Raw genomic sequence first — 20,291 nt, 5'->3', positions numbered from 1 at the left:
ACGGTACAGACCAGATTATTGCTTACTCTGTTAAGGATGCCAATGGCTGTATTGTTAACGCAAGCACTACGGTAAATAGATATTTACCATTGACCGGTATGGATTTATCAGCTACTCCTATTTATTGTAATACAGCAGGTACTGTTGCGACAGTAACAGTGAATTCAGTTTCAGGAGGAATAGCACCTTATACTTACGAAATTATTTCACCAGCTTCAGCAGTTACTGCTCCAAGTACAACAAATAGTTTTACTAACTTATCTCCTGAGGTTTATGTTATTAAAGTGACAAGTGCCAACGGTTGTAGCATTACTAAGACAATTGTTGTTGAAGAAGCTGATAAAATATTGGTAACAGCTCAATTAATTAATGACGTTTATTGTAATGGAGGTACTACAGGTACTGTAGATTTCACTGTATCAAACTATATTACAGCTGGTAATTATACATTTGCTTTATCTCCTAATGTGGGAACAATGACTCAAAATGGTGATGTCATTCGTTATACTGATTTACCGAAGGGTAATTATACTCTTACTGTTACTGATGGTATATCAGGATGTACAAAACCAGTTGCTATAACAATTAACGAACCGGCAGCTGCTTTAAGTTCAACTTCAATTGCAACAAATATTAATTGTAATGAAGATAATGCGACTATTACAGTAACTGCAAACGGAGGAACTGCACCTTACAGATATGCTGTAGCAAAAGCTGGTGATCCGGTTCCAACAAGTTTCGTGACTAATAATCAGTTGGTTGTAGATACCAATAATGGTGTTGATGTAAACTGGATTGTCTATGTATTAGACAGTAATAATTGTGATGCAAATAATGCTCTGACTATAATTCCGGATACCAATCCAACTATTGCCAGCGCAGTAGCTACACAATGTCCAAGTTTAACAGGCACTTATGAAATTACAGTAACAGCAACCGGATTCAGTACAGCATTGTTGTACAGTATAGACGGTGTGAGTTTTGATTCAAACAATGTTATCACAGTTAATGCTCCTGGTTTATACAATGTAAGAGTAAAAGATGCTAATGGCTGTTCTTCAGCTGTTGCTCCGGTTACTATTATGCAACCATTAATCCTTACGCCAACAGTAACAGCTTCTCCTTCTTGTATAGATGGTGATGGTGTTGTAGCCGTGGCAACAACTGGAGGTTCAGGAAATTATGAATACAAAATAGATAGTGGTGCTTACGGTGCAGTTATACTATTTACAGGTGTAGCTTCGGGTACACATACAATTTATGTTCATGATATTGATACTGGTTGTGAAAAGTCTGCTTCTATTGAATTAAAACCTGCTACTCAAATTACAGGATTTAAATTAGAACAAACACCTGTAACTTGTAACGGTGTTAGCGATGGTACTATTACAGCAAGTATGGATACTCCTGCAGATGGTATAAACGATAATCCAAAATACACTTACAGTCTGGATGGAGGTATTACTTCACAAGATTCACCTGTATTCACGGGATTAGCTGGAGGAAGTTATAATGTGACAGTAAGATCAGAAAGAGGATGTGAAAAAACTCTTCCAGTTACTGTAGGTGAACCAGGTCCTATTGTAGTAAACAATGTTGATTTTTCTCAATTTGTTTGTAATACAGGAACGAACTTATCTAATTCTGCAACTATTACAGTTGATCAGGTAACAGGAGGTTCAGGTACGTATACTTATGAATTCATTAAAAACGGTACTCAGGTTCAAACAGGAACTTCAAATACTTACACTGAATATGATTTATCTGGTGGAAGTTACACTGTAAATGTTTATGATAGTAATCGTTGTATGGGTACTTATGCAACTCCTATAACAATTAATCCATACATTAAATTAGATAAAATAAATGTTGTAAAAACTGCAATTACATGTACTAATCCTGAAAGTATTACAGCTACGGCGGTTGATGCTGCAGGAACAGCGATAGCAGGTGTTCAATATACGTTGACAGATGTGAGCGGAGCAATTACATTCGCTTCTAACACAACAGGTAACTTTACAGGTTTACCGGTTGGACAATATATTATTACAGCATTTAATCCGGCAACACAATGTAGTATTCAGTTACCTCATTATGTAAACGAACCAAATACTTTCGACTTAAAAGCTGTTAAAACAGATGTTGTTTGTTATGGTTCAAATAGCGGAACAGCAAGTATTACCTTAATTGATAATATTGGTAATCCTGATGAAGCAGGAACCTTTACTTACACAGTTACAGGACCTGTAACAAGTTCAGGAACTTCTGCAACGGCTGGACCATTGACTTTATCGGGTTTAACAGCAGGTGACTACATTGTTACAGCAACATTAATCAATAGTCCATTCTGTCCAGTGTCTACTACATTCACAATTGGACAGCCTGATGCAGAATTGAAAATTACAGAGGATCATAGTCCTATTACTTGTATCCCAGGTAATAATGACGGAAGAATTGTAGCAACTGCAACTGGCGGATGGGCTGGCGGATATGAGTACAAATTGGTAAATAGTGCTAATGTTGTTATTTCTGACTGGTCTGCAACTTATGAATTCGCTAATTTAACAGCTGAAACATATACTGTAAGTGTCAGAGATACAAAAGGTTGTCCTGTAAGTACTTCTGTAGTTTTAAAAAATCCAGAACCAATTTTGATAAATGTTACTCCAAGTGCAACTATGTTGCTTTGTAATGGTGACAGAAGTGCTACAATTACTGTAGTGGCAACAGGTGGTCAGGAAAGTAACTATTTATACACTTTGAATACAATAATATCACCGACTGAAACAATTTCTTCAGGACCACAACCTTTACCAATCTTTACTGGTTTAGGAGCGGGTACTTATAGTGTTACGGTAACTGACGGATTTAGTTGTAGTGAAGTTTCAGGTAGTATTACTATTAACGAACCAACAATTGTAACGGCAGATTTGCGTCAATCATATGATCCAACTTGTAAAACTCAGGCAAGCTTAACTTTAAGTGCTACAGGAGGAACAGGATCGTATACTTATAGTGCTGATTCTAACTTTGGAACCATACTTGGTTCATTCACAGCTGCAATTCCTGCTGTTATACCTAATGTAGCTCCAGGTAAATATCAGTATTATGTGAGAGATGCGAATAATTGTGTTGGATTTGTTTCAAGTGGTATTGAAGTTTTACCTATAGAAGATCTTAATATTCATTTGGATGTAAGGAATGCTGTTGTTAATTGTAAAGGTGATGAAACTGGTGTTATTGTTGCGACAGCGACTGGTGGTTTAGGAAACTATGTTTATACTTTATTTAGAAATGGAACTCTATTTAAGGGGCCTCAATCAAATGGTAACTTTACTGATCTTCCAGTAGGTGTGAACTATGTTGTTCGTGTAGATAGCGAAGATTGTGATGCCTCTGAAGTAGCAGGTGATATCGAAGAACCGATCAGTCCATTATCATATACACCAGAAGTTACAAACGTGACCTGTAATGGTACTAATGATGGTAAAATTGTAATTAATGCTACAGGTGGAACCGGGAAAATTATGTATGCAATTTCTCCTGATTTAGATCAGTTCTTTAGCAGTAATGTATTTGATAATTTAAAACCAGGTAAGTATCAGATAATTGCTCTGGATGAATCAGGCTGTTATTACCTTCCTCAAGAGATTGAAATTACTGAGCCAACAGCTTTACAAGTAGCAATTATTGATGAAATAGTACCTGAAGGATGTAAAGGAGATAAAAATGGTGCATTCAAAATTGAAATAAAAGGTGCAATAGCTCCATATAGTTTTAGTTTAGATAATAAAGATGGTCCTTTTGTTGTTATAAATGGCACTTATGATAATGTTACCGGAGTACAATATTCTTTTACAGGTATAGCAGGAGGTAATCACATCGTTTATATTAAAGATGGTAAAAATTCAGTATGTGTAGAGAGACTTGATGTTGATGTGCCAGAGGGTGTAGTACTTGATCCAAAAGCGATAGTAAATTACGACTGTGTCAATAATGCAGCTGCTAATTCAGTAACAATTACTGTTGATGAAAGTAATACAAATCTAGCTGATATTGATTATTCTCTTGACGGATTGACATATCAGGCAAGTAACATTTTTACGAATCTTGCTCCAGGAAAATATATTGTAAAGGCGAGACATAAAGATGGTTGTGAAGTTTCAACAGAGGAATTCGTAATTAAGGCTGTTGCTCCATTGACCTTGGCAGTATCTGCTGGACAACAGGAAATGAATGTAATTTCAGTTACAGCAGCAGGTGGATCTCAACCTTATATGTATAGTTTCAATGGTGAGGATTTTACATCTTCTAACAAATACAAAATCTACAAATCTGGAGATTATGAAGTGATAGTTAGAGATCAAAATGGCTGTACAGCAACATTAATAGTACCTATGACTTATGTTGATGTTTGTATTCCGAATTACTTCACTCCAAATGGTGACGGTCTTTATGACGAATGGGGTCCTGGTTGTACGAATATTTACAACAACCTTGAGTTCTCTATCTTCGACAGATACGGTCGTGAGATTGCAAAATATCGCTACGGTCAAAAATGGAACGGTAAATATAATGGCGAGGAATTACCAACAGGTGATTACTGGTATGTTCTTAAACTAAATGACAAGAAAGATGATAGAGAGTTTGTTGGACACTTCACTTTATACAGATAACAAAATAATAGCCCCTATGATGTTATCTAAAAAAATTATTAGAATGAAAAAATTAATAGTATCCTTAGTACTCTTGGCTGTAACATCAGGTTACAGCCAAGAGTTAAACCTACCAGTGTTTACACAATATTTGGCTGATAACCCTTTTGTAATTTCACCTGCCTACGCTGGTATTGGTGATAATGTTAGAATCAGGATTAATGGATTGACACAATGGGTGGGAATTAAAGACGCTCCGGACAACCAGTCTGCCTATATTGATTTTAGGCTTCTTGATCGTTCAGGCGTAGGTATTTCAGTTTACAACGATAAAAATGGCTACACCAGACAAACAGGTGCCAAGGTTTCGTTTGCCCACCACATCATTCTAGACTATTATTCTAAACAGTACATGTCTTTTGGTATTTCGTATAATTTTAATAGTTTTAGGATTGATACAGATGAATTTGATACAGATATTGAACATCCTGTTTTAGATCCTTCAATTACCAATAATCGTTATACATCAAACAATAACTTTGATATTAGTGCTTTATACCGTAATAAAAACTTTTATTTGAGTTTTAATGCGAATAACGTTTTGAAGAAAAATACAGATAAATTTAGAGGTGTAGAACCAGACTTGTTGTCTAATTATCAGGTATATACTGGCTTTACATTTAGAGATGCCGAAAACAATCGTATCGAATATGAACCATCAGTATTTTATCAGTATTTTGCCAGTGATAAGCGTTCGTCTACCGATATCAACTTCAAGTACAGACGTTACAATCGATACGAAGATTATTATTGGGTTGGGGTTTCTTATCGTATGTTAAATGACCAGTTCCCAAAGCCCTTATCATTAGGACCAATGGGAGGTTTTATGAAATCTAAATTCTATTTTGCATATTCTTATCAGTTTATGTTTAACGATTTAGGATATTATAACTCCGGAACACACGTAGTAACCTTAGGATTTGATTTCCTTCAGGCATTAAGTAGCTGTCCTTGTACGGATAGTCCTGTTCATGATTAATTTGTTTTAAAGAAATTTTAAGAGCAAATAAGCTGCTAGTATAAGCAAGTTGCAAATTTTATATGTTTTTACCGCAATAATTTGAAATAGAATAGTAATACGTTAAATTTGACTAATATCATTTTGTCTGTCAAAAGGGATGTTAAATTTAATTTTATGAAAGCAAAATTTTCATTTTATGCGAAACATGGATTTTTGTGCCTTGCTTTTTTATTTTTGCCGTATGCCTTTACGTCAACAAATAGTGCCTTTTCATTGCCTAATTTGTATTCCAATAATCATGACCGTATTTATCTCTTTATCTATTTTAGTTTACTTTGCTTTTTTTATTTCAACTACTATTATTTAATTCCAAAATATTATTTTTTAAACAAGCAATTTTTATATTTTATAATCATTGCTTGTTTTCTTTTGTTTTTTCTTTGGATTTCAAGATTCTTAGATCATCCGGATCATAATTTTTTAGATTTTGGAAACCATCCGGAACCCTTATTAAATCATCCGAATCCTTTTGAAAGAGGACTAAAGCCGCCTCCACATTTTCAGGATATGCCACCGAAACCAATGCCTTTTGATACGATGGGCGGACCTCCAACTCAATATGGACATACTGCTTTGGTTTATTTGCTGGGGGTAATTTCAAGTTTATTGTTTGCTATTTCCAACAGACTACAAAATGTAGAAAGAGAAAAAATGAAATCTGAACTGGCTTTTTTAAAAGCACAAATTAATCCGCATTTTTTGTTTAATACGTTAAATAGTATTTATGCTCTTGCTTTAAAAAAAGATGATAAAACGCCTGATGCAGTGATACAATTATCCGAACTAATGCGCTATATTATTACTAATGCGAACGATCAGGTAATAGATTTAAACAAAGAGATCAATTATATTAATAATTTTGTTTCACTTCAAAAAACACGATTGGGTCAAACTGTGAATGTTGATTATAAAGTAAACGGAAATTCTTATGGTAAAGCAATTACTCCGCTTATTTTGATTTCTTTCATAGAAAATGCTTTTAAGCATGGTGTAAATCCCGATCAAACTTCTGTAATTTGTATTTATATTGATATTGTTGATGAAGAATTGACTTTGTTCGTATCTAATAGAAAAACATTTTCGGTTAAGTCTGAAACCGGAATTGGACTGCAAAATACAATTGAAAGATTAACGTTATTATATCCAGACAGGCATCAGCTTAAAATTGAAGATGCTATAGACAAATATATCGTAAATTTATCCATAAAAGTAGGATGATCAAAACAATAGCATTAGATGATGAGCCTTTGGCATTAGAGATTTTACAAAATTTATGTTCAGATATTGCGTATATAGATTTGCAAAAAACCTTTACTAAATCTGAGGAAGCTTTTAAATATCTCAGAAAATATCCTGTCGACTTGTTGTTTTTAGATATTGATATGCCATCCATTTCAGGATTGGATTTTTATAAAAAAATGCAACATAGAACAATGGTAATATTCACAACGGCCTATTCTGAATATGCAGTTGATGGTTTTACATTGAACGCAACGGATTATCTTTTAAAACCCATTTCGTTCTCCCGATTTCAACAAGCTGTCGAAAAAGCTTTTCAACAATGGAAAACTCAAAATCAAAATTCAGAACAGCAATATCTTTTTATTCGTGCGGATTATAGTTTGATAAAAATACTTTTTACAGATATTTTGTTCATAGAAGGATTAGACGATTATATTAAAATTCATATTCAGAATCAAAAAACTGTTGTGGCCAGAATGACTTTAAAAACACTGATAGAAAAACTTCCTTCACCAGAATTCATTCGTGTACATCGCTCTTTCATTGTTCCTGTTTCTAAAATAGAAAAAGTTAGAAACAAAACCATATACATTAAGGAAGCAGAAATTCCTGTAAGCGCAAGTTACGAAACAGCATTTTTTGCGTTGTTCAATAATAATAGCTGAGTCTGCTATTCGGTCTATAAAGTTGTAGGTCTTTAATTTTCTTGAACACCATTTAATTTTTAGCTAAATAGATTTTTTTATCTTTTTAATTATTCAGAATTTGTAAAAAATTAGCTTCGTAGCTTGTTCCCAAAGGGATTTCTTTATCGTTTAAATAAATGATTTTATTGCGATATGATTCCATATTTGCAATTGAAATTATATAGGAACGATGTACTCTGCAAAAATCAGTCGTGGGTAATTTTTCGAATAAGGATTTCATTGTCATTCTTACAACTAAAGTCTTTTGATTTTTGATATGTACTTTTAAATAATTATCTAGCCCCTCGATATATAAAATATCCGACAGCAACACTTTCGTCAAACCATAATCAACACGGAAAAGAATATAATTTTGTTTATCACCTTTTTGAATTTGATTTAGCTTTTTTACTTTATCAACAGCTTTCAAAAAACGGTCATAACTAAATGGTTTCATTAAATAATCTACAGCATTCAATTCATAGCTTTCCGCAGCATATTCTGAATAGGCTGTTGTGAATATTACTGTCGTTTGCTGTGAGATTGACTTATAAAAATCAATTCCGGAAACAGAAGGCATATTAATGTCCAAAAAAAGTAAGTCTACCGGGTATTTTTCCAGGTAAAACCGTGCATCTTGGGTTTTTGTAAAGAATTTTACTAAATTCACTTCTTTGCTTTGATTGCAAAAAGCTTCTAAAACTTCCAGTGCCGGTAATTCATCGTCTAATGCAATTGCTGTTATCATGTTAGTTCTATTCTTAGATTTACATTGTAAACATGTTCATCTTCCTCAATTTTTAAAGTATGTTTTTTTGGATAATAAAGCTGCAATCTATCATATGTATTTTGCAGACCAATTTTTGAAGACTCTATATTTATAATGCTTACTTTATGATTAAAAACCGTCATGTTTAAATGATCTTGAAACACTTCGATTGTTATTTTTATAACAGAATTTTCATCCGGGTTTACACCATATTTAAAAGCATTTTCTATAAACGGGAATAATAATAACGGAGCAATTTTGTATTTCGAAAAATCCCCATCAGTTTTATATTCCAAATCGATTGAATTTCGCAATCGTGATCTCTGTAAATCAATATAATTATCAATATAGGTGATTTCTTTTTCTAAAAACACTTCATTCTGATTCGAATCTTTAAGTAAATACCGCATGAATTCTGATAATTTTACAATTGTATCTGCAGCTTTATCATCTTTTTTAATAGACAATGCATAAATACTATTTAAAGTATTGAATAAAAAATGCGGATGAATTTGTGTTTTAAGGTGTGAAAGCTCCGCTTGTAATTTTTCGTTCTCTATGATTTTGTTACGAACTTTTTCCCGAAGAAACGCTGAAGAAAAAATGACAGCTGTAAACAGAAAAATATGGTGCCTGATTTCCTCAAGAAAAAAGAATCCGTTTGGACGTTTTTTTGGCATAAAACCCTTCATCGGATTATGAAATTCAGGAAGGAAATCATCATTTGGAGTAAAAGGATTGTGTCCGGTAATAACAGAAGGCACAATACAAACTATCAATAGGCAAATGATGATGATAAAACCATATAAAACATACTTCTTCTTTATATAAAGTGTTTCTATTAAAAGATAAAAATTCAGAAAAAAGAAAAGAAGCATTAACAAATTGGCTAAAAAATCTCGTTGAGTAGCTTTTGTAAACAAATAATTTTCTTCTTCAGGAGGACGAGGAGAAAAAAATAGAGGAAGAAACAGGAAGACTAAACTTCCTATAATTAAAAACAAATATGATTTTAGTTTCTTTTGCATAATGATGTAAAATTATACAATATTAAACAGTAGCAAAAAAAATGTGGTGAAATTGGAAAATGTAGTTGTGTATGCTATTATAAAGAGAAAAGGCGTTGATTTTCATTTACTTACCACTACAAAAGTACCGTTGACCACAAAAAAGGATCCCCCTGAAATAATCATTTAATTTTGAAGTTTGAAGTTCCAATAAACCTTTAAAACCTATAAATTACTATGAAAAAAACAAAATTAATTTTATTAGGAGTTATTGCTTTCCTTTTAGCAATTGTATTTGCCTGCAGCAAAAGTGATGATGATTCTTCTAGTTCAGCCTCGGTTACAACTCTTGTAAGCGGATCGGCTGTTTTTTCTTCAACCGCTACTATTAATGTTGCTTATACAGGAACAGCTACACTTCCTTACACAGGCGGTAACGGAGCGTCTTATTCAGCAGGAACAGCTATTGCCTCAACAGGTGTCACCGGATTAACCGCTACTTTAACGGCAGGAACACTTGCAAACGGTGCTGGCAGCCTAACATATACTATTACAGGAACGCCTGCATCATCAGGAACTGCCAATTTTGTAATTACATTTGGAGGACAAACTGTAACTATTACTTTGACGGTAAATTCTGCTACTTCGGTAGATTGTTCTACAGCAACAGGAGTTACAAAAGTAGTTTGTTTAGCCAATACTTTTTTGGCTACATTAACTACAACACAGCAAACATCAGTGGTACTTACACTAAATCTTTCCATTGCCAAAAGATGGTCTAATTTGCCTTGCGGCTTATCCTGTAGAAATGGGTTGTTATTTAGCAGTCTTACTTCTGCTCAGCAAACAGCTGCATTAGCATTAATTAAAGCAGCATCTGGTACCAATTCTGGTGAAGGCTACGATGAGTTTAGTACAATTAGAGCGGCAGATGATTATTTAGGAACAACGGCATCCGGATATTCTTCTGGTAATTATGTAATTGCATTTTTAGGCACACCAAGCACAACTGGAAAATGGATGTTGCAGTTTGGCGGACACCATTATGCCCAAAATATTACCTATGATGCAGGAGTTGTAACAAGTATTACGCCTATGCACGAAGCGGTTGAGCCGGCAGGTTCTTTTACGTATAGCGGCACAATATATACAAGTCCATTAGTATCTGAACAAGCTGCAATGGCAAATATGCTGGCTTCTTTTTCAACTGCTGAATTGGCAACTGCGAAAATTTCTTCAACCTTTTCTGATTGTTTAATGGTACCTGGTTCTACAACAAATACTTTTCCATCTACAAAATTAGGTATTAAGGTAAGTGAACTAAGTACAGCTGCTCAGGCAAAAGTTTTAGCGGCAATGTTACCTTGGATTAATGATGTAGATGCAACATCAGCGGCTTCATTTACAACTACATATACTAATGAATTAGCTAACACTTATGTAACCTACGCGAGTAATAGCAGTGGTGTTACAGGAAATGCGAGTAGTTTTCTAACAGCAAACACTGACTATGTAAGGATTGATGGGCCAAGTGTTTGGATAGAATTTATATGCCAAAGCGGAGTAGTGCTATCGGGAATTCATTATCATACTGTTTTTAGAGATCATACCCGGGATTATATCGGATTGTAAAATAATAAATCATTGAAACTATGATTCATAAATTAATTTTAAACAACCGCCATCCTCAGGGGTGGAGGTTGTTTTTCTTTTTAGTATTGGTAATGTTTGGTATTACTCAAGAAACGATGGCACATCAAACACCAAGTACTATTGTATTATTAGATGTAAATCCTAAAACGGTTTCTGTAGAGCTGCAATTGCCTTTGGGGGAATTAGAACTTGCTTTCGGGCATGAAATCACAAAAGATCCTGAGCATTTAATTGAAAAATTTGGATCACAGCTCAAAGAATATTTATTGGCCCACATTCATCCAATGACAATTAAAGACAAGCCCTGGTTGGTTGAAGTAACCAATATGACTGTTGTAAAAGCAGAACAAACCATGAGCGCACCATATCAGGAAATTACAGTACAGCTTGTTCTTATTTCCCCGGCAGGAGAAAGTACCCGAAAATTCATTTTTGACTATGATGTAATTATGCATCAATTGGTTACTCATAGTGCTTTGGTTTCTATTCGTAGTGATTGGGAATTAGGAAAAACAAACAAAGAACCTGTAAAAGTTGGTGTTATAAGAGTAGACACCCGATCAACACTCATTTATCCATTAGAAGTAAATTTAGAAAAAGGCGGTAATTGGTGGACAGGTTTCAAAGGAATGTTTTTTTTAGGAATGGAGCATATACGTGAAGGTACAGATCATTTATTATTTCTGCTCGTCTTATTATTACCGGCCCCGCTCGTAATAAATCGCAAAAGATGGGAAAATTTCGGAGGGACTAAATATAGCATCATGCGTTTGTTGAAAATTGTTACAGCTTTTACAATTGGACACTCCATTACACTTTTAATAGGTGCATCAGGCTGGATTAATCTGCCCGTCAAACCTGTTGAGATTTTAATTGCTGTCTCTATTTTAATTTCTGCAATACATGCTATTTATCCAATTTTTCCAAACAAAGAAGTTTATGTGGCGGCTGGTTTTGGACTCATTCACGGTTTGGCTTTTGCTACTGTACTTTCTGTTTTAAATTTGGATACAGGTGTTATGGTTTTAAGTATTTTGGGTTTTAACATTGGAATTGAAATCATGCAGCTATTTGTAGTTATTCTCATAATTCCATGGTTAATTCTGTTGAGTCAGACTCCGGTATATAAATGGGTTAGAATTGTATGGGCGCTGTTAGCCGGAATTACTTCCCTTGCCTGGATTTTGGAAAGGGTTTCTGAAAAACCAAATAAGATATCAATTTTAATACAAAGTAATTATGAATATGCTCCTTGGGGAATTTTGATATTGGCATTTTTTTCTTTAACTATTTTTGGAGTGAATTACTGGATCAAACGTAAAAAACACACAAGTCAATATACTATTTCCTAAAATTGTTCTTAAAAACCATTAATTTGAATAATGAAAGAATATACATTAATTGTCACGCTATTATTTAGTTTAAACGCTTTCACTCAGACTCAAAAAGGAATTGTTATTGATGAAAACGGAAAACCAATAGAAAACGTGACTATTACTAATCCAAAATCAAATACGCATTCGCATACTAATGAAACAGGGTTTTTTAATATTGATAAATCCAATATTGGGGATGTTCTGAATGTAATTGCATTGGGATACAAGAAAAGGATTTATGCAGTTACCGATTCTGAAATTAGCATTGTGATGGAAAGTGATAGTTTTAAACTGGAAGAAGTGATTATTCCCTCTAAAATAGCTGCAATTAATGTGATTTCAAAAATTGATCTGGAAACCACTCCGGTTAATTCTTCGCAGGAAATTTTGCGTAAAGTACCGGGATTATTTATTGGACAGCATGCCGGTGGAGGTAAAGCAGAACAAATGTTTTTGCGCGGTTTTGATATCGATCACGGAACAGATATTGCGATTAATGTGGATGGAATGCCTGTAAATATGGTTTCGCATGCACACGGACAAGGGTATGCCGATTTGCATTTTGTTATCCCGGAAACGGTTGAGAAAATAGATTTTGGCAAAGGAACCTATTATGCCAACAAAGGGGATTTTGCAACTGCCGGATATGTCGATTTTGGCACAAAAGAAAAACTGGATTTTAGCAGTATTGGTGTTGAAGCAGGGCAATTTAATACTTTTAGAACTGTGGGTATGTTTGATCTTTTGGGAAATAACAAAAAGCAAAGTGCCTATATTGCTACTGAATATATTCTTACTGACGGACCATTCGATTCGCCTCAAAATTTTAACCGAATCAATTTATTTGGAAAATATTCTTTCGTGTTAGAAGATAATAGCCGTTTTTCAGTTACTGCTTCACGCTTCACCAGTAAGTGGGATGCTTCTGGGCAGGTACCGCAGCGATTGGTGGATGCAGGAACGATTTCAAGATTTGGATCAGTAGATGATACCGAAGGCGGGGCAACTTCCAGATCTAATTTTAATGTTTCATTGTTTAAACCAATTGATGAAAATACTTTTTTGAAAGCCAATACCTTTTATTCAAATTATAAATTCGAATTGTTTTCGAACTTTACTTTTTTCCTGGAAGATCCTGTAAATGGTGATCAGATTAAGCAAAAAGAGGATAGAAACCTTTACGGAATCAATGCAGAATTGAATAAAAACATTCATAAAGAATCAGTTGACTTATTATTTCAATTGGGATTTGGCGTGAGAAACGATGCCACAACCAATACTGAATTGTCACATACATTGAATCGAAGTACCACTTTAGAACAAATCAAATTAGGGGATATTGATGAGTCAAATATATTTACGTATTTAAATTCAGAGATTCGTTTGGGGAAATGGCTGATTAATCCTGCTGTTCGTTTGGATTATTTTAAATTCGGGTATCAGGATAAGCTGGCCGCTAATTACAAAACACAAACCGAAAGTCAGGCAAAAGTATCACCAAAACTAAATTTCGTTTATTCACAAAATAATGATTTACAATTTTATCTCAAAACAGGAATGGGTTTTCACTCGAATGATGCCAGAGTCGTAATAGCAAATAATGGAAAAGAAATTTTGCCAACAGCAGTTGGGACAGATTTAGGTACGATTTGGAAACCGTTTCCAAGGTTAATTATTAATTCAGCTTTATGGTATTTGTATTTACAGCAGGAGTTTGTGTATGTAGGCGATGCAGGAGTTGTTGAACCAAGTGGTAAAACAGGCAGGTCGGGGTTTGATTTGGGCATTCGCTATCAATTAAGTGATTATTTCTTTTTTAATCTGGATGCCAATTACACATATGCACGAAGCATTGATGATGCCAAAGGACAAGATTACATTCCGCTGGCTCCGGATTTTACATCTACAGGGGGATTAAGTTTTCAAAACTGGAAAAATTTTTCAGGCGGTTTGCGCTATAGATATATGAAAGACAGACCAGCCAACGAAGATAATTCGATTGTTGCAAGAGGATATTTTATCTCAGATTTCAATATAAACTATACTTTCAAAAGAATAGCTTTTGGTATCACGATCGAAAATATATTCAATTCGGAATGGAATGAAACACAGTTTGCTACAGAATCCAGATTAAAAAATGAAACTGCAAGTGTAGAAGAAATTCATTTTACTCCCGGAACTCCTTTTTTCCTGAAAGTTGGAATAAATTACAAATTTTAATTCTTTGAAATCATTGCACCTTTTTTAGTGACAATATCGAAACAGTAATTAAACTGGAGAAATTCAGGGCAATTTTTAATAGCCCATCAACCCTCATTCATTTGCGAAATAGATATAAAAAGTTTTAAATTTTAAAAGGAATAAATTTTATTTTAACAATTTTACCTCATAAAAACCTGTCATTACCTCATAAATTTTAAGTTCATTATAAGTTTAAATATTTTTACAACCATAAACTGTAAATGGTGTTATTATGAAAAGAAAAGATTTTTTAAGAGGTCTGGGTTTAGTAGGAATAGGCTCTTTGGCTATTCCAATTTTAAACGCATGTAGCAAAGACGATGATTCTTCAGAATCCTCAACCGATACAGAAACAGCTACTGATACTGGTGCTAACTCTGGCTCTTCAGCAGATTGTTCGGTTACTTCTTCAGAAACGGCTGGTCCATTTCCTACCATTTCTCCATCGTCTTTGGTAAAATCAAATATTGTTATGGACAGAACAGGCGTCGCTTTTACGATTAATATCACTATAAAAAACACAAAAGCCAGTTGTGCTGCTTTAAAAGGTGCTATTGTAGATATTTGGCATTGTGACAAAGATGGATATTATTCTGAGTATGGTGGAACTTCAATGCAGTCTGTCAATTATACAACATACCATTTTCTAAGAGGAAGACAAACTACAGATGATAACGGTTTAGTAACTTTTACTTCTATTTTTCCGGGTTGGTACACGAGCCGTGCCACACATATTCATGTTCATATTTACAATGCTAGCGGAACCTCGCTACTGGTGACTCAAATTGCATTCCCAGAAGGTTCGGGAAGTGCTGTTGCTTTGGTAAATGCATCAAGCGCGAATGGATATACAAAAGGTTTATCCGGTTACACTTATAATGCATCTGATAATGTCTTTTCTGATTCTGTGGCAAACGAGCTGGCAACAGTTACAGGTAGTATCGCAGAAGGCTTTGTATTAAAACATACTATAAATGTTGCCAGTTAAAAAATCTAAAAAATGATTAAGCAAATTCCAGCTCAGATTTATAAGTCAGAAACAAGAGGTGTTTTCAAATCAGAAAAATACAATTGTTTTGCCACTTTTAATTTTGATCAGTATCAGGAGTTGTCCAGATTACCATTTGGTTCGTTACAAATTTTAAACGAAGAAATACTTGCTCCCCAACATTGTATTTCCAGAGTAATAAAAGCGAATACAAATGTGATTATTTTACCCTTATTTGGCGGTATAGAATATAAAGACAATCTTGGTAATGCTGAATTTTTAAGAGTTGAGCAAATTAGGGTAATTGGTGTAGAGGAAGAAATAACCGTAGAAATTTTTAATCCTTATGAAAATGAAAACGTCAGTTTTCTTACCATTCATTTTGAAATGGATACGCGATATTTTAAAAATTATTTCCAGAAATCTGAAATCAATTTTACGGTCAGAAACAAATTAATTCAATTGTTTGAGATAGATAAAGCAATTGGTAGTATTGGCATATTTGACGGAAGAAAGAAAGGCTTTTATACTTTAAAAAATCCTAAAAACGGTATTTTCGTATATGTTGTTAATGGTGCTTTTGAAGTCGAAGATAGACTTTTAGAACCAAAAGACGGTTTAAGTATGGAAAAAACAGAAATGATTGAATGGGAAGCATTATCAGAAAATGCTGTTTTATTGGTGTTTGAAGTTGCTTTAAAATAAGGACTTATGAAAACATCAAAAATAAAGCTGGCTTATCGCGTAATTATTGATAGTTCTTCTAGAATAATCTGGGATAAATATGTTTTTGAAGATACTTTTAAGGAATATAAAATGCAAAGCCAGCAATTCAATTCGGCTGAAAATCCTAAAAATACCTTCAGGGAATTATTGTCTGAAAATGAAAAGGCCTCTCAGCTGCATTTTTTGGTTGGAATTGCGGCAGACGGGTATGTGCAACAATTAAAAGGAAATTTTCACAGGGTTTCAGATGTACTGGGTAATCAGTATTTTACTTTTGTCAATTATCAGCTCGATATTGTCAATACTGATATTACAGATCATTCCAAACATAAAATAGGAATTACATTTTATTCACCATTATTAACTTATTTCGGAATTATAGAAGGTAACTATGTCGTTTCTAAAAACACCGAAAACACAAACGAATACGAAACCATTATGTTTCCCGTACAGCCCCATTTGTCAGTCTGTTATATTCAGCAGGAATAGTTAAACAAAAACATTATTATTTTTTGCCTTTTCTAACTTAATACTTTATTAGAAAAGGCTTTTTTTATCTTTTGACTGATTATTCGTCTTATAAATTTGTGTTTAATATTTAATAAAGAAATTTATTTGTGAAATTATAACGATTTCGTTCTTTAAATTATCGGTTTTTTAGTTTATCCGAATTTATAAGAACCTTAAAAGTTCTATATTTGTTTTTCTTTCAAAAAAACCATAAAATAATTATCAAATGAAAACTCTAAACGATTTCGATTTTAAAAATAAAAAAGCAATTATCCGTGTAGATTTTAATGTGCCTTTGGATGAAAATTTCAATGTAACAGATGCAACACGTATTGAAGCTGCAAAACCAACTATTGATGCTATACTGGCTCAGGGCGGAAGCGTGATTTTAATGTCACACTTAGGAAGACCAAAAGGAGCTGAAGAAAAATATTCATTAAAGCATATTTTAAAAACGGCTTCTGAAATTTTAGGAGTAAATGTTCAGTTTGCAGAAAACTGTGTGGGTGAGACAGCTCAGACTGCTGCCAAAAACTTAAAACCGGGAGAAGTTTTATTACTTGAGAATCTGCGTTTTCATGCTGAAGAAGAAGCAGGAGATGTTGCTTTTGCAAAAGAATTAGCCTCACTAGGAGATATTTATGTAAATGATGCTTTTGGAACGGCTCACAGAGCGCATGCTTCAACAACTATTATTGCACAATTTTTCCCAACTGAAAAATGTTTCGGAACATTATTGGCAAAAGAAATTGAAAGTTTAAATAAAGTACTTAAAAATAGCGAAAAACCAGTTGTGGCTATTTTAGGAGGTTCTAAAGTTTCTTCTAAAATCACGGTTATCGAAAATATCCTTGATAAAGTTGACCACATGATTATTGGTGGCGGTATGACTTTTACCTTCGTGAAAGCGCAAGGCGGAAAAATTGGAGAATCTATCTGTGAAGATGACAAACAGGATTTAGCACTTGAAATTTTAAGACTAGCTAAAGAAAAAGGAGTTCAGATTCACATTCCGGTTGATGTAATTGCTGCTGATGATTTTTCAAATACAGCCAATATTCAGGTAGTAGATGTAACGGCAATTCCTGATGGATGGCAAGGTCTGGATGCAGGTCCTAAATCTTTGGAAAACTTCAAAAAAGTAATTTTAGAATCGAAAACGATTTTATGGAATGGTCCTCTTGGTGTTTTTGAAATGGAAACTTTCTCAAAAGGAACTATTGCTTTAGGTGACTATATTGCTGAGTCAACTGCAAATGGTGCTTTTTCACTTGTTGGCGGAGGTGATTCTGTAGCAGCAGTAAAACAATTCGGTTTTGAAGATAAAATGAGTTATGTATCTACAGGCGGAGGAGCTATGCTGGAGATGTTAGAAGGAAGAATTTTACCTGGTATCGCTGCTATTTTAGACTAAAATATAACAATTAACATTTTTTTTTACGTTTTTTAGCGTTATTCTGCTTAAGTTTGTAAAAATACCATTTCTGTAATTGTTTGGATTATAGAATTTTAAAAAAATGTTATATGATTATAAGAAAAATTTCCTTAGCGGTTTCAGTCTTTTTTTCAATAACTGGTTTTGCACAAGATGTAGTAAAAGCAGATACCGAAATAAAGCCTGAAGTAAAGATTTCGTACTTAGATTCAGTAAAAAATTCATTTGTAAAAAATGACTTAGCCATTCGTGTAGATAGTCTCTGGATGAATGAATTAACAAGTCTGGATATCTATGATGATCTGTGTAAGGATATTCAAACAATTAATAAAGACGTTACAGTTGATCAGGAATTGCCAACAGAGCTATTAAAACAGCGTCTTCAGGTAATGAATGAAAAATCACCGTTTGAAATAGAATACAATCAGGGATTAGAAAATATAATAAAGTCATTTCTTAAAAATCGTAAAAAATCGTTTTCCCGATTAATGGCTTTATCAGAATATTATTTCCCAATTTTTGAGGATGCGTTTGCGAAGCAAAATGTTCCTTTAGAAATTAAATATTTAGCCGTTGTAGAATCTGCTTTAAATCCTAAAGCAGTTTCTAAAATGGGCGCTACCGGACTTTGGCAATTCATGTACGGTACCGGAAAACAATACGATCTTAAAATTGATTCCTATATTGATGAACGCAGTGATCCGCTTAAAGCAACTGCGGCAGCATCAGAATATATGACTAAAATGTTTAATGTTTTTGGCGACTGGGAACTTGTTTTGGCTTCATACAACTCAGGCCCTGGTAATGTAACAAAAGCAATTCGTCGTTCAGGCGGGAAAACGAAATACTGGGATATTCGAAATTATCTTCCAAAAGAAACACAGGGGTATGTACCTGCATTTTTAGCCACAATGTATCTTTTTGAATTTCATAAAGAACATGGTATTAATCCGCAAAGAGCTGTTGTGAAAAACTTTGAAACAGATACAATTCGAATCAAAGAAAAAATGTCTTTTAAACAAATTGCCGATTTGTTAGACATGCCGCAATCTCAATTAGAACTTTTAAACCCTTCCTACAAACTAAAAGTCGTTCCATATTACCAAAACGAAGAACACTTTTTACGTCTGCCAAAAGATAAAATCGCAACTTTTGTAAATAACGAGGATAAAATTTACGCTTACGTAAAACATGATTCCAATATCTATAAAATGCCTTCTCGTCTTGCACAGAAATTAACTCCAAAAATAAAGACAAAGTCTATAAAAGTTCCTGAACCATTAGATTTGGAATCGTATATAGTTCAGAAAGGAGATAATTTGAGTTCGATTGCTGAAAAATATGATGTTGCTGTAGCAGATATTAAACAATGGAACAACCTTAAGAACAATTCAGTAGTAGTAGGGAGATCTTTAAAAATAAAACCTAAGGATTTAATTTCAAAAACTGCTCAGGAAGTAATTAAAAAACCAACTGAAACAGCAGTAGCATCTACTGAGATCTCAAACAAAAATGAAATTGAAGTAGAATATGTTGTGAAAAATGGAGATAATCTGGGTAATATTGCAAAAAAATTCGGAGTTACTTTATCAGAATTAAAAGAATGGAATAGCCTTACATCAAACAATCTTGCATTAGGCAAAACATTAGTTGTTTCAAAAAAGGAAAATACTGTTGTTGAAACTACAACTACAGTTGTTGCGTCAAATTCAATTGATTCTTTTAAGAAAAAAGCAGCTACCGCGAAAAGTATTGGAGAAGATTATTACGTTAAAAAAGGAGATTCTTTGTATAGCATCTCGAAAAAATATCCAGGTGTGACCATTTCAGATATTAAAAAATGGAACGGCATTAAAGATGAGGATATCAAACCAGGAATGAAGCTTAAAATAAACGGATAAATAAAATATCTTACCTAAATT

The 20,291-nt window shown here is 33.7% G+C and carries 14 protein-coding genes; 12 read left to right on the top strand and 2 right to left on the bottom strand.

What is annotated here, in order from left to right:
- The 4 genes from FLACHUCJ7_RS00765 to FLACHUCJ7_RS00750 all read left to right on the top strand — a co-directional run.
- A partial coding sequence (locus tag FLACHUCJ7_RS00765) for a T9SS type B sorting domain-containing protein (RefSeq protein WP_180907532.1) occupies positions 1–4,676 on the top strand: 4,676 nt, incomplete at its 5' end.
- 43 nt (positions 4,677–4,719) lie between these two features.
- The gene (locus FLACHUCJ7_RS00760; RefSeq protein WP_223255506.1) at positions 4,720–5,694 is read left to right on the top strand and encodes a PorP/SprF family type IX secretion system membrane protein; all 975 of its coding nucleotides are present in this window, start codon (positions 4,720–4,722) and stop codon (positions 5,692–5,694) included.
- Positions 5,695–5,850: 156 nt separating this feature from the next.
- Entirely contained in the window at positions 5,851–6,954 is a 1,104-nt protein-coding gene (locus FLACHUCJ7_RS00755) for a sensor histidine kinase (protein WP_180907531.1), read from the top strand.
- On the top strand, positions 6,951–7,643 hold the full coding sequence (locus FLACHUCJ7_RS00750) for a LytR/AlgR family response regulator transcription factor (RefSeq protein WP_078228875.1): 693 nt from the start codon (positions 6,951–6,953) through the stop codon (positions 7,641–7,643). The genes FLACHUCJ7_RS00755 and FLACHUCJ7_RS00750 overlap by 4 nt, the downstream gene beginning before the upstream one ends.
- Positions 7,644–7,728: 85 nt before the next feature.
- Here FLACHUCJ7_RS00750 and FLACHUCJ7_RS00745 read toward each other — a convergent pair whose 3' ends face one another.
- Both FLACHUCJ7_RS00745 and FLACHUCJ7_RS00740 read right to left on the bottom strand, forming a co-directional pair.
- A complete protein-coding gene (locus tag FLACHUCJ7_RS00745; protein ID WP_180907530.1) occupies positions 7,729–8,412 on the bottom strand; it encodes a LytR/AlgR family response regulator transcription factor in 684 nt (227 codons plus the stop codon).
- Complete coding sequence (locus tag FLACHUCJ7_RS00740) at positions 8,409–9,461, bottom strand: sensor histidine kinase (RefSeq protein ID WP_078228877.1); 1,053 nt, start codon at positions 9,459–9,461, stop codon at positions 8,409–8,411. Before FLACHUCJ7_RS00740 ends, FLACHUCJ7_RS00745 begins: the two co-directional genes overlap by 4 nt.
- Positions 9,462–9,677: 216 nt before the next feature.
- Between FLACHUCJ7_RS00740 and FLACHUCJ7_RS00735 the strand changes: the two genes are divergently transcribed.
- The 8 genes from FLACHUCJ7_RS00735 (at position 9,678) to FLACHUCJ7_RS00700 (ending at position 20,270) form a co-directional block, all read left to right on the top strand.
- The gene (locus FLACHUCJ7_RS00735) at positions 9,678–11,072 is read left to right on the top strand and encodes a DUF3500 domain-containing protein (protein WP_180907529.1); all 1,395 of its coding nucleotides are present in this window, start codon (positions 9,678–9,680) and stop codon (positions 11,070–11,072) included.
- A gap of 20 nt (positions 11,073–11,092) precedes the next feature.
- Complete coding sequence (locus FLACHUCJ7_RS00730) at positions 11,093–12,445, top strand: HupE/UreJ family protein (protein ID WP_180907528.1); 1,353 nt, start codon at positions 11,093–11,095, stop codon at positions 12,443–12,445.
- A gap of 30 nt (positions 12,446–12,475) precedes the next feature.
- Complete coding sequence (locus FLACHUCJ7_RS00725; RefSeq protein WP_180907527.1) at positions 12,476–14,689, top strand: TonB-dependent receptor; 2,214 nt, start codon at positions 12,476–12,478, stop codon at positions 14,687–14,689.
- Between the two features lie 253 nt (positions 14,690–14,942).
- On the top strand, positions 14,943–15,698 hold the full coding sequence (locus FLACHUCJ7_RS00720) for a dioxygenase family protein (RefSeq protein ID WP_031457572.1): 756 nt from the start codon (positions 14,943–14,945) through the stop codon (positions 15,696–15,698).
- 12 nt (positions 15,699–15,710) lie between these two features.
- Positions 15,711–16,403, top strand: coding sequence for a pirin family protein (locus FLACHUCJ7_RS00715; RefSeq protein ID WP_078228881.1), 693 nt, complete (start codon positions 15,711–15,713; stop codon positions 16,401–16,403).
- A gap of 6 nt (positions 16,404–16,409) precedes the next feature.
- Positions 16,410–16,913, top strand: a complete 504-nt coding sequence (locus tag FLACHUCJ7_RS00710; protein WP_180907526.1) for a hypothetical protein — start codon at positions 16,410–16,412, stop codon at positions 16,911–16,913.
- A 247-nt stretch (positions 16,914–17,160) separates the two neighbouring features.
- Positions 17,161–18,348, top strand: a complete 1,188-nt coding sequence (locus FLACHUCJ7_RS00705) for a phosphoglycerate kinase (protein ID WP_180907525.1) — start codon at positions 17,161–17,163, stop codon at positions 18,346–18,348.
- A 110-nt stretch (positions 18,349–18,458) separates the two neighbouring features.
- Positions 18,459–20,270 (top strand): LysM peptidoglycan-binding domain-containing protein, encoded by a 1,812-nt coding sequence (locus tag FLACHUCJ7_RS00700; protein WP_180907524.1) that lies wholly within the window; start codon positions 18,459–18,461, stop codon positions 20,268–20,270.
- Positions 20,271–20,291: the final 21 nt, after the last annotated feature.

It is taken from the genome of Flavobacterium salmonis, from assembly GCF_903819435.1.
Lineage (GTDB): Bacteria > Bacteroidota > Bacteroidia > Flavobacteriales > Flavobacteriaceae > Flavobacterium > Flavobacterium chungangense.
Note: the sequence above shows the minus strand (reverse complement) of the source record. Positions and strands in the feature narration are given on the sequence as shown.

Coding starts and splice junctions, on each gene's coding strand:
- FLACHUCJ7_RS00760 (WP_223255506.1), top strand. CDS start 4,720: ATGAAAAAATTAATAGTATCCTTAGTACTCTTGGCTGTAACATCAGGT.
- FLACHUCJ7_RS00755 (WP_180907531.1), top strand. CDS start 5,851: ATGAAAGCAAAATTTTCATTTTATGCGAAACATGGATTTTTGTGCCTT.
- FLACHUCJ7_RS00750 (WP_078228875.1), top strand. CDS start 6,951: ATGATCAAAACAATAGCATTAGATGATGAGCCTTTGGCATTAGAGATT.
- FLACHUCJ7_RS00745 (WP_180907530.1), bottom strand. CDS start 8,412: ATGATAACAGCAATTGCATTAGACGATGAATTACCGGCACTGGAAGTT.
- FLACHUCJ7_RS00740 (WP_078228877.1), bottom strand. CDS start 9,461: ATGCAAAAGAAACTAAAATCATATTTGTTTTTAATTATAGGAAGTTTA.
- FLACHUCJ7_RS00735 (WP_180907529.1), top strand. CDS start 9,678: ATGAAAAAAACAAAATTAATTTTATTAGGAGTTATTGCTTTCCTTTTA.
- FLACHUCJ7_RS00730 (WP_180907528.1), top strand. CDS start 11,093: ATGATTCATAAATTAATTTTAAACAACCGCCATCCTCAGGGGTGGAGG.
- FLACHUCJ7_RS00725 (WP_180907527.1), top strand. CDS start 12,476: ATGAAAGAATATACATTAATTGTCACGCTATTATTTAGTTTAAACGCT.
- FLACHUCJ7_RS00720 (WP_031457572.1), top strand. CDS start 14,943: ATGAAAAGAAAAGATTTTTTAAGAGGTCTGGGTTTAGTAGGAATAGGC.
- FLACHUCJ7_RS00715 (WP_078228881.1), top strand. CDS start 15,711: ATGATTAAGCAAATTCCAGCTCAGATTTATAAGTCAGAAACAAGAGGT.
- FLACHUCJ7_RS00710 (WP_180907526.1), top strand. CDS start 16,410: ATGAAAACATCAAAAATAAAGCTGGCTTATCGCGTAATTATTGATAGT.
- FLACHUCJ7_RS00705 (WP_180907525.1), top strand. CDS start 17,161: ATGAAAACTCTAAACGATTTCGATTTTAAAAATAAAAAAGCAATTATC.
- FLACHUCJ7_RS00700 (WP_180907524.1), top strand. CDS start 18,459: ATGATTATAAGAAAAATTTCCTTAGCGGTTTCAGTCTTTTTTTCAATA.